Source organism: Patescibacteria group bacterium (assembly GCA_038063375.1).
Taxonomy (GTDB): Bacteria; Patescibacteriota; Minisyncoccia; order Phycocordibacterales; family JANLHH01; genus JANLHH01.
This window is the reverse complement of sequence record JBBTVG010000032.1, coordinates 1-16,623: the sequence shown is the minus strand read 5'-3', so window position 1 is coordinate 16,623 and position 16,623 is coordinate 1. Positions and strand designations below refer to the sequence as shown.

General features: G+C 47.1%; 12 protein-coding genes, 1 rRNA gene and 1 other annotated feature. Of the genes, 3 read left to right on the top strand and 10 right to left on the bottom strand.

Annotated elements, in window-relative coordinates:
* The 10 genes from AAB523_03470 to AAB523_03425 all read right to left on the bottom strand — a co-directional run.
* Window positions 1-609, bottom strand: a 23S ribosomal RNA gene (locus tag AAB523_03470); the annotation flags it as partial.
* A gap of 468 nt (window positions 610-1,077) precedes the next feature.
* Window positions 1,078-1,761, bottom strand: coding sequence for a hypothetical protein (locus tag AAB523_03465; GenBank protein MEK7556313.1), 684 nt, complete (start codon window positions 1,759-1,761; stop codon window positions 1,078-1,080).
* A gap of 162 nt (window positions 1,762-1,923) precedes the next feature.
* On the bottom strand, window positions 1,924-2,538 hold the full coding sequence (locus AAB523_03460) for a hypothetical protein (protein MEK7556312.1): 615 nt from the start codon (window positions 2,536-2,538) through the stop codon (window positions 1,924-1,926).
* A gap of 117 nt (window positions 2,539-2,655) precedes the next feature.
* The gene (gene rplL / locus AAB523_03455) at window positions 2,656-3,099 is read right to left on the bottom strand and encodes a 50S ribosomal protein L7/L12 (protein MEK7556311.1); all 444 of its coding nucleotides are present in this window, start codon (window positions 3,097-3,099) and stop codon (window positions 2,656-2,658) included.
* A gap of 32 nt (window positions 3,100-3,131) precedes the next feature.
* A complete protein-coding gene (gene rplJ / locus AAB523_03450; GenBank protein ID MEK7556310.1) occupies window positions 3,132-3,623 on the bottom strand; it encodes a 50S ribosomal protein L10 in 492 nt (163 codons plus the stop codon).
* A 53-nt stretch (window positions 3,624-3,676) separates the two neighbouring features.
* Window positions 3,677-3,812 (bottom strand) — a sequence feature (ribosomal protein L10 leader region).
* Between the two features lie 175 nt (window positions 3,813-3,987).
* Window positions 3,988-4,395, bottom strand: a complete 408-nt coding sequence (locus AAB523_03445; GenBank protein ID MEK7556309.1) for a TraR/DksA C4-type zinc finger protein — start codon at window positions 4,393-4,395, stop codon at window positions 3,988-3,990.
* A gap of 398 nt (window positions 4,396-4,793) precedes the next feature.
* A complete protein-coding gene (locus tag AAB523_03440) occupies window positions 4,794-5,279 on the bottom strand; it encodes a transposase (GenBank protein ID MEK7556308.1) in 486 nt (161 codons plus the stop codon).
* Between the two features lie 252 nt (window positions 5,280-5,531).
* Window positions 5,532-6,332, bottom strand: a complete 801-nt coding sequence (locus tag AAB523_03435) for a hypothetical protein (protein MEK7556307.1) — start codon at window positions 6,330-6,332, stop codon at window positions 5,532-5,534.
* A gap of 234 nt (window positions 6,333-6,566) precedes the next feature.
* Window positions 6,567-10,034, bottom strand: coding sequence for a hypothetical protein (locus AAB523_03430; protein MEK7556306.1), 3,468 nt, complete (start codon window positions 10,032-10,034; stop codon window positions 6,567-6,569).
* 784 nt (window positions 10,035-10,818) lie between these two features.
* The gene (locus AAB523_03425; GenBank protein MEK7556305.1) at window positions 10,819-11,841 is read right to left on the bottom strand and encodes a hypothetical protein; all 1,023 of its coding nucleotides are present in this window, start codon (window positions 11,839-11,841) and stop codon (window positions 10,819-10,821) included.
* A 242-nt stretch (window positions 11,842-12,083) separates the two neighbouring features.
* Between AAB523_03425 and AAB523_03420 the strand changes: the two genes are divergently transcribed.
* The 3 genes from AAB523_03420 to recA all read left to right on the top strand — a co-directional run bounded on the left by AAB523_03420 (window position 12,084) and on the right by recA (window position 15,832).
* Entirely contained in the window at window positions 12,084-14,342 is a 2,259-nt protein-coding gene (locus tag AAB523_03420; GenBank protein ID MEK7556304.1) for a DNA translocase FtsK 4TM domain-containing protein, read from the top strand.
* 41 nt (window positions 14,343-14,383) lie between these two features.
* Entirely contained in the window at window positions 14,384-14,731 is a 348-nt protein-coding gene (locus tag AAB523_03415) for a hypothetical protein (protein MEK7556303.1), read from the top strand.
* Between the two features lie 84 nt (window positions 14,732-14,815).
* Window positions 14,816-15,832: a recombinase RecA gene (gene recA, locus AAB523_03410; protein MEK7556302.1), complete on the top strand. Its 1,017-nt coding sequence runs from the start codon at window positions 14,816-14,818 to the stop codon at window positions 15,830-15,832.
* Window positions 15,833-16,623 lie beyond the last annotated feature (791 nt).

Sequence of the window (16,623 nt, the reverse complement as noted above, 5' to 3'; positions counted from 1 at the left end):
CACCTTTCCCTCACGGTACTAGTTCACTATCGATCTCTAAGAGTATTTAGCCTTGCCAGTTAGTTCTGGCGGATTCCCCCAGGCTATTCGTGTCCTGGAGTACTCAAGAAGAGTAGTAAGAAAGATATCAAATTTTCACCTACGCGACTGTAACGCTCTCGGGTCAAGCTTTCCAGCTTGTTCGGTTAATGTGATATTTTGTAACTTTCCTCGATTTAACGACACTACTCCCTTACAACCCCGGTCATGCAAGCACGACCGGTTTGGGCTCTTCCCTTTTCGCTCGCCGCTACTTAGGGAATTCTTATTTAGTCTCTTTTCCTCCGGGTACTGAGATGTTTCACTTCCCCGGGTATACTCCGAGCACCATCTTTACTTCCTAACATCTTTCAAAAAATTAATGCCGCATGATTACGCTTTAATATTTATGCATGTTAAGAAACAAGGATGGTGCTCGGTGACAGAGGTTCACTCTGACGGGTTTCCCCATTCGGAAATCTTCGGGTCACAGGTTGCTAGGCACCTTACCGAAGCTTATCGCAGCCATGCTACGTCCTTCATCGCCTCTTAGAGTCAAGGCATCCACCATATGCTCTTAATTCGCACTTCCTAGTAGGAAATTGCGAGACCACAACGTTGTTTGTGTGTGTATTTTGTTCGCGCGATTTTTATATTAAAAACCGCACAAACTGCTCTTTGTTTCAATGCTTTTTTGTTACCTACATATTCAGTTTTCAAATAACAAGTATGATCCGGGGAAACAAAAAACCGCCTAAGGGCGGGCATAAAGAAATCAAGACATAGATTTCTATTCCCGCCTTGGTTTTGTATTTCCTGTGTGTATCATACGTAACGACCAGTATATACAAGCTGAAAATAATGTCAACCGAGCACCACTTTTACCTTTGAAACAAGAGTGTTTTTGGCATATAGCGCCTCATTGTTTCTGTAGATACTCAATGGAGAAATTGGTAAAAGTGGTGCTCGGTCAACCTGAGGGTGTAGGTAGGGTATGGTACCCATGTAAAAACCCCGCCATCGCGGGGTTTTTACGGTACGTTCTTTGTCTAGAGAAGACTACTTTGAGATATCCTTGTGGAGTTTCTCAATAAATCCGGTTGCCGCGTCACGGCCACCAAGACCGAACGCAAGACCGCCGGCAAGGGCAAGCATTGCCACTACGCCGGTAAAGAGCACTTGCATAAATGCTTGTGCGATGCCCAAGTGGGACAATGCGATGATGAATGCGAAGATCCAGATTGACCACCTGGTCACGCCGCCCAAGAAATGAGCGTGTGCCAAGTCGGCCGCTTTCGCAGACCCGACCACTATCTTTTGCATTGCATCTGCGATCACTGCCGCAACAAGCAAAATAAGTGCCGCAACGATAACATTAGGAAGGTATCCTAATACAACCTGCTGCAGGAAGATATTGACTTGAGAGAGGCCGAGTACATCAAAAGCCGCTACCAAGAATGCGATGATGAAGAACCATCGTACCAATCCGCCGATAAATGCGCCTGAATTAAGACGGAACCCCGCCTTGGTCAGTATTTCACTGGCGCCGGCGCTCTCAAGAGCGCGGTCCACGCGCAACGCGGTAATCAATTGAGCGACGAGCCGTCCCAATACTGAGCCGACCACCCATCCTAAGATGAAGATGACGAGCGCAACGATGAGGTTAGGCACGAACGCAATGATACCGATCCAAAGGTCTTGGAACGACTGAGTTAATATCTCGCTCCATGTTTGCAATAACATAATGAAAATTACTTCTATAAATTAACTACACTGATAAAGTTATTATGCATAACAACCTTAAAAATTCGACCTCTTAAAGCTGTTTTCCCATTATATCATTATTCGTAGGGTATCCTTACGTATCTGTGGATAACGGCAATGGGTTGGTGTGAGTAGTTTGGACTAAAGTCCTATCTTATCAATCAGCTTCTCGTGAGGATAGTCCAAAATGTCGCGCACAAACTTGTCATACATACCGAGACGATAGTGGAATTCGTCAGTATCCATCGCGGCATACTGCAGTTCTTTTCCCACTTCGGATTCAATGGTCTTCAAAGCGTTCTCAAGCCTTTTTTTGTTGATCTGGTCGCCCACTACCAATATGTCAATCCGGCGAGAATCCTCTCCCAGAAAGATCCCGGAGAGCACGACCAACTTGATCTTCCCCGCGGACTTTATCTTGCTGATTGCCTGTTTTTTGTTCACCAATTCGGAATTAAGCAATAAGATGCGCAAAGGATACAGATACGGAAAATCGGGATTCAAACACCATCCGTTCACCCGCTTTTTTGTCGGTTTCTTATGGGAGGCCTTTGCTGGTATCTCTTTATAGAATGTTTTCTTCTTCACAAACGAAACGCCGGTCAAAATAGCCATCTCGGTGCGGAGCGCGCCGGCGGGAACCTTACTGCGCTCCGAAATATCACTATTCTCAAACGCTTGGTCGGGATTAAGCAAAAACAAGCGCATAATTTTCACCAACGCCATACTGCTAAACAGTTTACCGAGAATATCCATGAGCTCCATTGTACCACCGAAAGAAAGAGATTTCCATAAGTCACCGGGTATACAAAAACATCCACCGAGGCAAGGCCTCGGTGGATGTTTTTGTATATTTTCTTTGTAATATATCCCTTATTTCAATGTTACCTGTCCTCCTGCCGCCTCAATCTTTGCTTTCAGTTCTTCCGCTTCCGCTTTCTTTACCCCTTCTTTGAGCATCGCCGGTGCGGCATCTACCATGTCTTTTGCCTCCTTGAGTCCCAATCCGAGGATCTCTTTTACCGCCTTGATGACCGCGATCTTCTGAGCGCCGGCGCTCGTGAGCTCAACATTGAAGGTGCTCTGTGCCGCCTCTCCTCCCTCCGCTCCTGCGCCCGGTGCGGCGAGAACTGCAACTGCCGCCGCGGAAACGCCAAACTTTTTCTCAAGGAGCTTCACGAGCTCATGGAGATCAAGTACGCTCATTTTATCAACTGCCTGCACAAGGTCCTTAAACTTTGCCGGAATCGTCACTTCTTCCCCGGCCTCCTTTTTTTGCTCTCCCACTCCAGCTTGTATCTCTTTTTCGTCTGACATAATTTTTTAGTAGTTACTTTTTGTTAAATTACTTACACTCCGCGCTTCTCTGCGATTTGGTCCAGAGCCATTACAAAACCCTGAATGGGACTGTTGATGAGGTTCACAAACTGTCCGCGCAACACCTGAAGCGACGGAATGGATGCGATGACGGTCATCTCTTCCTGATTTTTATATGCTCCTTCAAAAATACCACCGATGATTGAGATATTCTTTTTGTGCTTTTTCTGAAATTCATATACGCCGCGCGCGGGAGCGATAAGGTCTTTCCCGTAGGCAAGCGCCACTTCGCCCTTGAGGACAGGCTTCTCTCCTGTGATACCAGCCGCGTCAAGCACGCGCCCGATGAGAGTCTTTTTTGCCACGGTGTACCCGATACCCTCTGTCGTTAATTTCTTGCGCAAGTTCGTGGTGTCCGCCACGGAAAGTCCGTGGAAATTGACGAATACCACTGAATCCGCGTGAGAAACCGCATCAGTGACTTTCTTTACGATTGCTATTTTTTTGTCTTTGCTGATCGCCATGTGTATTATTCGACCTTCATTAAATGAATAATCGTGCTCGTTTCGCAGACCGACCGGCAAACAAAAAACGGCACAAGCCGCTGAGACAAAAACCTCCTTCTTTAGGTTTAAGTATTATCCTCGGCAGGGTTCTGTTTTAATCCCGCAAACACGGGACCCTGCTGTCTAGGGCCTATACCTCACCATAGTACGCATATTCTTAAATAAGTCAATAAAAAAAGACGGGATCCGAAGATCCCGCCTGTACTGCAACCGGTAATGAAACCGGCCTCGTCCCACCTGATGTCCCCAGAAGACACCACGTAAGATTTCCACGTAACAATTGGGAATGCTCTGGAGGTCGTGCTAAAGCACACTCTCCCAATTATTGCGTGGTCATGAACGCATGGTGTCCGGGAGCGTGACCGAAGTCCCTCCTTTCCTCTTTCTCTCCTCTGGTTTTACAGGTGACACAGTGATGTGTTGTCGGTTGAGCCAACAAGCGGTCAAAGGGGATATCGCTCCCGCAACCCTCGCATGACCCGTCAAAGCCATTTTTCAGGTCATTCGTCCGCCTCTTGAGTTTCTTCAGACACTCGGTGACTCGGCTGATGGTGCGCGAAGCGTGTATGAGCCCTTCATGCACTGTCGCCGAATCATCACGTGTTTCCACTTCTTGTGATGCTTCACCTCTGCTGATTTGGTTTCTGAGCGAAGAAAGCAGATCGTTGTGTTCCTCGATTGCCTTCCCGATCTCTTCCGACAACTGCACCCTTTGCGCTTTTGTAAGCATTTTGTCGTACTCCCAGTGTTTCCATGTTGTAGAACAATATTCAGTTTCTAGCTACCCTTTTCGCACTTTTCGGCTCTTGTTTCTCCCAAAAACAAAAAAGGCGACTAAAAACCACCAAAAACGATTATACAAAGAAATGGGGCAACTCGTCAATACCTTGGTCAAACCACACGTCTGTGGATAAGTACATGAGTAATTTATCGTGTGCTCTGGAAAACAGAGGCGGAAGACTTCTCGTCGCCAGTATCACGAAAATCCGTTACCAATAAACCCAAAAGCCCTATGAGCACCAGACTGATAAAACCAAACGTGAATTTAAAAAATTGCCGATTGAAGAGACCTTTCATTTCTTTTATTATATCACCCCCCAACGAAGGCCTTGCCTTCGTTGGGGATAACTAATACTGCTGAATTCCTGTCTTGAATTGCTCTATAAGATTCTGGAAGTCGTTCATCTGACCAAAATGTTCCGGGAAAGCATCTTTATTTAAAACGGCACTCTCCGGCCTGTCTCCGATAAAATAATCGTGATAGCTGGAATAATGGTACTCATTCATGAATTTCTTTGCCTGATCCGGATTGCCAATTCCATTCTCTTTCCATGTTGGTTCAACCAATTTCACGGGGTTTAGGTGAATGTATGAAAAAACCCAATTGAAATATGGCTCATTATCAATATGTTTCGCCTTGAATTTCCCCTCAAATAACGAACCGCTTCTTCCATAACGTTTATTAAAATACATTGAATACGCTGTGGATAACTTCTGCATGAATACACTTATCCCGCCTTCTGTTTTTTCGTGTACAAGAATGTGAAAATGATTTGGCATAGAGCAATACACGCCAATATCAACCAGAGTATTCGTTCTTTTTACAGAAAAAATTTCAACCGAGGCAAGGCCTCGGTTGAAAAACTAGCCATATGAAACGGGTCTGTGCTGTTGCATATATAAAGCAACAACATAAAACGTTTGAAATCATGACCGTCAAGAAAAATTATTCTTTTGTCATTCCCTCTATTATAGAGGTGGTAATATTCACCAACTAAAAATGGCACCGGTCGTATACTCATTGCTTTTATTATACACAACACCACAACTGATACAACCGAGGCAAGGCCTCGGTTGTATCTGCGATTAGAGGGTGTTGAGTTCGGATTTGAGTAGTTCCACTAAAGCGGTATTGCCTGCCTTTTGTGCCTCTGTGAGGGCCATTTCGTAGTATTTTCGGGCTTCTTCCGTCTTTCCCGTACCTTTGTAGTATTCCGCCAGCGGAATGAGCAAATCAATGTTATTAGGGTTCTTTTTGAGCCCTTCCAAAAGGATATCGTCTGCCAAATAGGCCTTTTCGGTATATGAGAGTGCATAAAGCTCAAATAGGGAACGGTATGCTTGAATGAAAGAGGGGTCGTTTGTTATCGCCTGTCGAAGGTTCTTTTCTGCTTGCGCAAAATTCTTTAAATAATAGTGATCCAGATCACCTAAATTAAAGAACGGGACGCTGTTTAAGGGCTGTAAAGCGGCCGCATATTCCCACGCGAGGCGCGCCCCTTCAATATCACCTGCGATCTTCCTGTTGATACCCAAAGCAAGCCATTTATTGGCCTGATTGCTGTCTTTTTTCAGGTCACTTACTACCGTTTCAATATTTGCCTTTAAAATGGCTTGCGCCTCCGGGGACATGGTGGAGGAGAACACGATCGGCCTATCTAGGTCAGGTACGGGGATATTTGGGGTAGTAACGGTTGCCGGCAACACTTCAATGGTATGGTCACCCTTCCCTTCAATTTGTATGTCCCCGATAGTGGTCGTTGTCGTTTCACTCGGCTTTTCCTCTTCTGAAGAAGGGGTATTGTTAAAAGTGATGTTGTAAATGTAGTACCCAGCCACAACAACGATAATCGCAAGAATGATGTTCACTATTGTTTTATTGTTCATGTTAGTAGGTATTGTACCCGAAAATCGCCTACGTGGCAAAAATCAAAGTCTGGGAAGGACGGTCCTTCCCAGATAAATCGGGTTTTTGCATATCTCGTCTGGGCGAGGCCGGTTCATCCACAGAAAAGGGTAACCCTTGGCGGAATAGACAAACAAAAAACCCCGATCTCTTTCGAGAAAGGGGTTTTTGCTAACCCTTTTCTAACTTACGTTAGAAAAGCACAAGTGGTTATATTAGTTGGATCGGCTTTGGATGAGACCGCTTGAAGGCAAGCCTACAACTCCATAAGCATTCGTCCAGTCATCAGAAACTGCTGTTGAAGTCGTGGTTGCGTTTGGTGACCACAATACATTGTTTCCACTCAAACCAAGAACATACGATGATGAAGTTGCCATCATGGTGAAGCCACCTGCCGCATATGCCGGAGTGAATCCTGCTGTGTAGGCTGCATCACCCGAGAGCGTCGTTATAACCGACGATCCTGTGACTGTGCCCGTAACCGTACCGCGGAGTTCAAAGTAGTACGTTGATCCTGCAGGAATATTAATTATTGACGCAGGAGCAATCGTTACTGCGGCACTCGTCAAAGCGGCAAGGGATGTAGTCTGGATCTGGCCAGAAGTGAATCCCGAGATACCTGTTGAGTAACCAGTGTCCGTGTACCCATAGAGGTTGATGCTTGTAATACCAACACCCGTTGAGGTCGCAATAGTAAATCTAAACTGATTCAAGCCGACATCGCCATTGTTTGCCTTAATCGTGAATCGCATAAGTTTACCATCTGCCATACCTGACGAGGTAAGCGTACCAATCGCGAAGGTTGGGAACGACTTGAAGAGGCGGATGCCTGCTACTGACGTTGAACCTGATGCCCAGATGGTTGTACCTGAGTTTACACCCGTACCTTTAGTTGATGCAGTGCCGTTAACCTTGACTAATGCACCTTGAGTACCACCAGTGTTTGTAGTACCGCTGATTGTAGCAAGGTCAACCTTGACCGTGAGGTCTTTGTCGGCGTCCTTAGGAAGGACAACTACCGTAGTAAGTGTTGAAGTTGCTGTCGTATTAGCACCCGTGAAGGTTGCCGTACCTACCTGCGTTGTTCCATCCCAGATTGAGACCTGTACGAGGTCCGCAGCTGATACTAATCCACCGGTAAGTGTGAGGCCGATGTCTGAAAGATTAACCGCTTCGTTTGTTGCATGGAGGCGAAGTACTGCAGCCGTGTTGCCTGCCGTTCCTGCAGCCGCGATCGCGTATGAAGGACTCGAAGGCGAAGTTGAAACTGCGAGTGAGCCAGTAGCGACAACCGTTTGTGTTGCGCCTGTGGTTACACCACCTGTTGCCGTAACTGAAGTACCTGAAGTAACACCTGTTACAGTGAGTGCTGCAATCTGTGCAGCTGTCATGTTCCATGTGAATGAACCAGCCGTAAGACTTGATGCAACATTACACTTGAGTGTAAGCGTCTTTACCGTACCCTTTGTCACGGTAAGTGACTGATCAAAGGTAAATGGCGTTGCCAATACCAATGCCACTGTTGGGTTAACAACGTTTGAACCGGTGTTCAATGCTGCTGCGCTATCAAAGAGCTGACAAGATGTCAAGTCTGTAGCTGCGTTAGTAACAATCGTATCCTTAAGAGTCATCGATGAGAGGCGAACATCCTCACCGGACTGACTTGCGTCAAGCTGGAAGTTTGCGAATGTTACACCAATACCACCTGCAACGATCGTCTGTGCCGCGGGACTCGTTGATTGAGTAACCGCGAGCGCTGCAGTCTTGACCGTCATGGAGTTCATTGTGAAGTTTGCAAGAGCAAGAGTAATAGAATTACCCGTTGTCTGTCCGGTGATACTTGTCCAGTCCGTTGCGGTTGCTGGAGTCGTATTAACGGTAACTACTGCACCATTAGCAGCAGTTGTTGGGATTTTACCCTTCAAGGTGTAGGTTTTCTTGCCGACTGGGTAGGTTACCGTGTCGGTGAACGTTACCTTTTGTCCAGATACGCCATCTGCAACTGCATCAACTGGGCCTGCGACTACTGCGCCGTTCTCGTCATAAAGAGAGATGCTCGTAATCATTGAAGCGCCGATTGCTGCTGTTGAAGTAGCGATGTGGAATACCTGCGACTGAACCGAAATTGCCTCGCCTGAGATGTCTGTGGTGTAACCACCGAGCACCTGGTTTGCGAGGTTAATCGCGATGTTCTGTGCCGCAACTGAAGTTGCTTTGGTAACTGAAGTAAATGAACCTGCTGAAACGGTTACCTCGGAACCATTGAGTGACGGGGTCGCCGTGGTAATTGTACCACTTGCGATGATTCCATACTTAAAGGTCTCGCCTGTAACATAGATATCGGTATTCTTCTGGATGTCAAAGTCGATCTTGCGACCCGCTGAACCAGAACCTGTGATATCACCTGCGATCCAAACGTCTTTTGCAAGACCTTTTGCGATCACAGTACCTGAGCCAAGGTTTGCAGCATAGTATTTACCATCTGCTGAAACCGTTGTTGGATATGCAACTCCGTCAACATAGATCATTACGTTTGAAAGATCGCCTGAACCTGCTGAACCTGCCTGGTAGAAGCGAACTGATTGCAAACGTATATCTTCAGCTGAACCAGCCGTGATACGGACTCCGGTAAACTTGTAGCCGGTTGTGCCGATCGGCTTGGTTGCTGTTGTGCCCGGATCATATGATGAAACCGAACCAACTGCCGTACCAAGTGTAACTGTTGCGTTGATTGTCTGTGACGCGCCTGTGATCGGGAATGAGCCGGATACTGTTGAGGTCGTGTTGATACCCGTAACCGTAAGGCTCGCGACTTGTCCCGCGTATGCAGTGAGGCTTGCCGCCATGTTTCCTGCTACGGTCAAAGTCTTTGAAGTTCCTGCCATAACAGTAAATGTACCGCCAATTATTGCCTGGTGATTTGAACCAAGTGTCTTTGCGATATCAAACTGTGTGCCGTTTTCGTCAAGGAGTACTACTCCCGCGAAGACTGCGTCACTTGCGAGACCGGTTCGTTCTACGTTCACACCCGTGATAGTTACATCAGATGCGCCTGCCGTTACCACGAATCTGGTGAACGGAACGCGTGATGCACTCTGTGGTGCAAGTGAATTTGCCGGCTGTGTGGTGTTTGAAACCGTGAGACCGCCAGTTCCTGGGGTCGGTGTCGGTGTCACTACTGGGCCACCACTCATCGTGTTGAGTTTAGCTCGTGTTGATGCTCCGACGAAACCCGTACCTGCCGTGAGACCAACCGGAGTCAAAATTTCAGAAACATATTTGTTCTGGAATTTGATGACTGCCACTTTGGTGAGAGCGCCGAAGTATGAAGTTTCGTGTCCCGGGTGCCCTGGGGCGCCGGGTACTGTTGAAACCTGCGTGTCAGCGCTCATGTTGAGCACTTTCTGCAAGTTCATCACATCAGTTCCTGTCATACCTTGCTTCAAGTTAACTGCAAAGGTATAGCCGGTGCTTGTGGTGCTTCCACCCGTGAGGGTTGAAAGCTGTGCTTGTAATCCCGTAATCGTTGCAAGGAGGCTTGCGATCTGAGCCGTAAGGTCAGAAATGCTTTGCGCTTGCGCGGGGGCAACTGCCAAACCGCCAAGCATCATCACTGACATCAAAACGCCAGTGAATCCGCTCACAACTTTCGCGAGTGTAGAATTTCTAAATCGTTTACTCATAAAAAAAATTAATAACTAATTAATCTCACACCCAATGACGTGCGTCCTTGAATTGAGACAGCGTTACACGAAACGGATGAGCTTCGACTTAAGCCCGATCTATTTCAATGTAATTAATAAAAACTACTAAATTCATCCGGCTTCCCCAGCAGGATGATTTTAGTGACAAATGGGATAATCTGTGTCCGGTCGCGCGTCCGCTTTCGGTGTTCTCAATGCATAGGTATTCGTGTCGGAAATATCGGTAGATGTCTTTCTGTAATTCTTCACTTTTGCTATTTAATTTTCAACGAACATCATCCGTCCGGAAAAGCTCTGCGACCGTTTATTCATAAAAACTTTTGGCGTAAAGATTGCCCGAAGCGACCATCATCGTTTGGTGATGGACAGGGTCAGAAGCATATCATTAACATACACTCAAAAAGTTATAAAAACAGATCGGAGAAACAATCATTTCACCGTGCAATAATGTACCTGAAGTAATTATATTTGTTTACGCAAGAACCTGCAAAGTATAATGTGGATAACTAAGCCCACAAATACGCCAGAGAGCGTCAACCTTTTCAAAGGAAAGGGTCGGCGCCGAAAGCGCTTATGCAATTTTTGGTAAAAGTAAAATCACTGCCAGAGGTACATAGAGAAAACCTAATGCGATGTTACATTTTTTGCCTAAAAAAGTCAACGATTGGGGCCTCGTGGCGGGGTTTGGGGGCGATATTGAAATATTAAAAAATATTGAACTTCAATTTAGGTCAGACCTAAATATTTGGATCTAGGACATTGTTTACACGAGAGAATATCGGCTCCATCTTTTTTCACCCTCTTTCTTAAGGACATTATTTTTCACCAAGGTTACCAATTCACGCTGGATCGTCTTTTCGCTCAAACCGACAATCACGGCCGCGACGTCCTTTACATTAATACTTCCTTTCTCTTTAGCGAGGCTCAATATAACACTCTTTCTCTCAATTTTAGAAGTATCTTTACGGTCTCCACCCGCACGAGTTTTTACTTTTCCTTCCCACGACTCTTTTTTCCCCTGTACGTATTTCTCAAATGCCCCTGTGGGAGAAAATGGCTCTGCATGTCTCTTACTAACGCTTATTATGTCCTTTTTATATAGGTCATCATATTGTCCTTTTAAATGTCCTTTAGAGTATTGCGGGGGCACCATTTTGCGATCCCGGAGAAACGCCCCTTCTCCTCTCTCTTCTCTCTCTTCCTTTAAAAACTCGCGTATTGACTCTTCAGCCTCATTCTCAATAAAATACTTGTCTGCCATAAAGTTAGTCAATTTTTCATATTCATACTTCAATATCTGAAAGTTCATTTCTGATATTAAACCTCCCGCGCGCGCCACTTCAAGAAGTGCCAGAATGTCTACAACTCCGGCTTGTGTCTCTGAAAAAAGGTGCATTTTTTCCGAAGCCAATTTGTACCGGAAAGATGCTGTATCGGACAACACTGCAAGTGTTCGTTCGCGGAGCTTCCATTTTATCGGTTCTGTGTCCGATATAAGGTTGGTCACCAAGTATAACGCGGAAGATAATTTTGCTGTCCTTTTCACCATAAAAGAGAAAAAATCCGGTTCTCTGGTTTCGCCGTTTTTATTATATTTACTTGGGAGATTTTGGGAGCTTCCGCCCTTTGTGTAATCCATAAGCCGTCCTTTATTTTTCCACCCTTTTGTTGTTATGTCCTTTACTGCCCTTTTGGATATTTTATGTCCTTCATTGCCCTTTCGGACATATTTCGGACACGGGTATGCGTGAGAAATCGCGAGAGAACGTATGTTTTCACTGTCCATTATATATAAGTCATTTGTGACTTACAACCTCGCCTCAAAGCGGGAATACAAGAATACCAAGTGGTCAAGGTTCGCGCCATTTCCACGAAGGCAAGGCCTTCGTGGAAATGGAGCTTTTGCTTATTTACCTTGAGTTACGAAATAGCCCCTACTGTGGAATCCCCGCCAATGAATCTCTTTCGTAACTCAAGGTTGTTTATGTTATTATTAAGAAAAATAACGAACATCACCTGTCGATTTTTATGGCAAAAAAGAGAGTAAAGAGCGAAGTCAAAAGTGGTTTTTTCCGCGACCTGAAAGAAGAGACGCGACATAGTGTCTTTGCCATTATTTTCCTTGCGCTGGCAATCTTTTTCGTGCTGTCGGCATGGAGCAAGTCAGGGGTCGTGGGAGCGTACACGTTCAATATATTAGAGACGCTTGTGGGGCTCGGTTTTTTCCTGTTGCCTCTCATCTTTACCATTCTCGGTGTTTCGTTCTTGAGGTCCATCCGGCCAGAACTTGCGGTTGCCAAGGCGATCGGCGCTCTCCTTTTTTTCCTATCGGGACTTGGCCTTACCACCATTCTTTTCAAGGACGGCTCGGGGGGCATCATTGGTTCCTTTGTCGCAAATCCCCTTGTTAAACTTTTTGATGTCTACACCAGTCTCTTGTTCTTGGTGGCACTCGCTACCATTTCCCTCCTCCTTATCTTTGACACCAGACTCCGCATAAAACCCATTTCTTTTACTTTCTTTAAAAAGAAAATCCGCGAGGAAGACGGCGATGAGGACGAGGACGATAGTGAGAGCGAAGAAGATGACGAAGACCTAGATGAAGAGGAAAGTGAGGACGAGGATGAAGATGAGTCGTCGTCTCAAGAAAAAAAGGGTTTCGGATTGTTTGGAGGCGGCAAAAGCAAGAAGGAAAGCGAGGAAGAGAAAGGAGAAGGACTGAAACACGACGATGATGAAAACATGATGGAGTTGAAAAACTTGTCACGACACATTGCTTACACGCCTCCCCCGCTCTCTCTCCTTGATAGAGATAAGGGCAAGCCGGACGTCGGCGACATCAAGGCAAACGCAAATATCATAAAAAGGACTTTGCAGAATTTTGGCATCACGGTTGAGATGGATGAAATTACCGTGGGGCCCTCTGTCACGCGCTACGCGCTCAAACCCGCCGAAGGAGTGAAGCTCTCCCGCATCGTCGGTCTTCAGAACGATCTGGGACTCGCGCTTGCCGCGCATCCCATTCGTATTGAAGCGCCTATCCCCGGAAAGTCGCTCGTGGGTATTGAGGTACCCAATCACGCACGCTCTACCGTCGGCCTCTCGGGGCTTGTTTCTTCTCCGGAATTTGCCGACTCACCCAAACCGCTCCTCGTCACCCTCGGCAAAAGTGTATCCGGAAAATCAACGCTCGCGGACTTGGCGCGGCTTCCCCACGTATTGATCGCGGGTACCACCGGATCCGGCAAGTCGGTGACGATCCACGCCATCATCACCTCCCTTCTGTACAGAAATTCGCCCGAGAACCTCCGCTTCATCATGATAGACCCGAAGCGTGTTGAGTTGACGCTGTATAATAAAATCCCCCACCTGCTCACTCCGGTCATCACTGACGCGAAGAAAGCTATTCTCGCGCTCAAGTGGGCCGCAAAGGAAATGGACAGGCGCTATGACGTGCTTGAAGCCGAATCGGTGCGCGACATCGCTTCGTATCATAAAAATACGGTCATTCCCGCGTATGCCGAACTTGAAAAAAGCGGCCAAGCGGGCGGCATTGAAGAGAGCAAGTTGCCGGAAGCACTGCCCTATATCGTGATCGTCATAGACGAGCTTGCTGATATCATGACGAGCTATCCTCGCGAGCTTGAATCGGCTATCGTGCGTCTCGCGCAAATGAGCCGCGCCGTGGGCATTCATCTCGTGCTCTCCACCCAGCGTCCTTCCGTAAACGTCATCACCGGCCTTATCAAAGCAAATATACCGGGGCGCATCGCGCTCCAAGTTTCTTCACAGATTGATTCGCGCACCATCTTGGACACGGGAGGCGCGGAGAAACTGCTTGGGTCGGGCGACATGCTCTACATGTCCGGAGAAATGTCCCAGCCAAAGCGGCTTCAATCGGCGTTTGTATCGGAGGGGGAGGTGAAAAAAATAGTGAAATTCCTTACCAAACAATATGAAGATGAAATTCCTGACGAGATAAACTTCACGGCGGAAACGGCGGAAAAGAATTCTTTGTTTGATATCATGAATGGCGATACTAGCAGTGGCGAGGACGACGCGCTCTATGGAGAGGCGTACGAGACGGTCGTTTCAGCCGGAAAAGCCTCCACTTCCTACCTGCAAAGAAAGCTCAAGGTGGGATATTCGCGCGCCGCGCGTCTGATGGACATGCTTGAAGACCACGGCGTTATCGGCCCTGCTGACGGTTCAAAACCACGCGACGTGATCGTGCGCAAGAATGAGGAAGGATACGGGGAGAGGGAGGGATATGAAGAAGAGAAGTAACTCAACTTGGAAACCAGGTTTCCAAGTGATAGGCTTGTATTATGGCTAACGTTAAACTAATCATTAAAACATCTCTACTGGCGATTATTATCGTCCTCGTGATCGGTTATTCTTATTATCAGGCGCGGAGCTTCTTGACGGGCCCGCGCGTCACGATCCTTTCTCCTTTAAATGGCGCCACGCTGAAAGACGCGCTGGTTGATATTAACGGTACCGCAAAAAACATTTCGCATATCGCCTTAAATGACCGCCCCATTTCCATTGACGAGGCGGGCGCATTCAGTGAAAAATTGCTGCTCTCTCCCGGCTATAATATAATGGAGGTCACCGCGAAAGACCGGTTTGGAAGGGGGACAAGCGAAATACTGGAACTGGTATTAATAAATTAACAAGCATCGGTGAGCGCGTTCAAGCTCTGTTATGCAACAGGGCGATGATCGTTAAAAATTCACCGCGCGTAATAAAGAAAGTTCATGATGCCTAAAAAGGTAAAAACACCGAAAGAAGTAGGAGCAAGTATTGAGGACACGATCAGGTCTATCCAGACAAAATTTGGCGAAGGTTCTATCATGAAATTGGGAGAAAAACCGAAGGTGCACATTGGCGCCATCTCAAGCGGTTCCATAGGGCTTGATAACGCGCTCGGCATAGGAGGGCTCCCCCGCGGACGTATCATTGAAATATTCGGTCCTGAATCATCCGGCAAGACCACGTTGGCGCTTCACGTGGTCGCGCAAGCGCAAAAGAATGGCGGCATATGCGCGTTTATTGACGCCGAGCACGCTATGGACCCAGACTACGCGAAAAGGCTCGGCGTGAAAACGGACGAACTGCTCATCTCGCAGCCGGATACCGGCGAGCAAGCGCTTGAGATCACGGAGAGTCTTGTCCGGTCGGGGAAACTTGATGTCATTGTCATAGACTCCGTAGCGGCATTAACGCCGAAAGACGAGATCGAGGGAGACATGGGCGCTCACCATGTGGGCAAACAAGCGCGCCTTATGTCGCAAGCGCTTCGCAAACTCACCGCCATTGTGGACAGAACAAAGACCGTTGTTATTTTCATCAATCAGATCCGCATGCAAATAGGCGTCATGTTCGGCAATCCTGAAACAACGCCCGGCGGAAAAGCGCTGAAATTTTACACTTCGGTGCGCCTTGATATCAGACGTATCGCGCAGATCAAGAAAGGAGACGAGGTAGTCGGCGGCCGCGTGCGGGTGAAGGTGGTCAAAAATAAAGTGGCCGCGCCTTTCAGGCAGGCGGAGTTTGATCTGTTCTACGGCGAAGGCATCTCGCAAGAAGGAGAAATGCTCGCTTTGGGGGAACAATATGGCGTCATCAGCAAGTCGGGAACTTCATACGCGTACGGCGAGACCAAGCTCGGACGCGGCTATGATTCAGCCCGCCTCTTTCTTAAAGAAGACAAAAAAATACGCGCCGAGATCTTAAAAGAAATCCAAAAGAATTTGGCTGAAAAAATAATTTAATATAGGCCTCTGGGGCAAAGCCCCAGAGTAATATAGGTACTCGCTTCGCTCGTCCTTACGCGGGGCAAGCCCCGCGGTATTTACCTATATTAGCTCCTCGGCTCGGAAATGTGTGAGATTTGTTTTGTGCTAACGCACAAAACAAATCTCACACATTTCACTCGCTCTACGTCGCTAATAAAGGGTATTAAACCGCAGGGCAGCGCCTCTACCCATTTTGTGTTCACTCCGCTCACTCTTTCCCGCCCCAGAGGGGCGGGGTATTAAACCTTACAGGTTCAGTACACTCATTGGGTCTTTTGTTGCGCAATGCTTCACAAAAGCCCTCAATGAGTCTTTCGGTGCTCCTTATGGTCGCACCTCAACCCTTTGTTTCGTCTTCGCACCACAGGAGTACTTCTTGTTCCCTAATTCACTTCGTTCATAAGGGAACAATATCGCTCCTCGCTAGCCGAAATAACGTAGCACTCGTTAGTTCTCCACATCCAAGGCCTCGCCTTGGATGTGGAATTATCTTCCTCTTTTCATTTACTACTCCAGTATACTGGAGTAGTAAAAGGGTTCATTAAACCTTACAGGTTCAGTACACTCATTGGGTCTTTTGTTGCGCAATGCTTCACAAAAGCCCTCAATGAGTCTTTCGGTGCTCCTTATGGTCGCACCTCAACCCTTTGTTTCGTCTTCGCACCACAGGAGTACTTCTTGTTCCCTAATTCACTTCGTTCATAAGGGAACAATATCGCTCCTCGCTAGCCGAAATAACGTAGCACTCGTTAGTTCTCCACATCCAA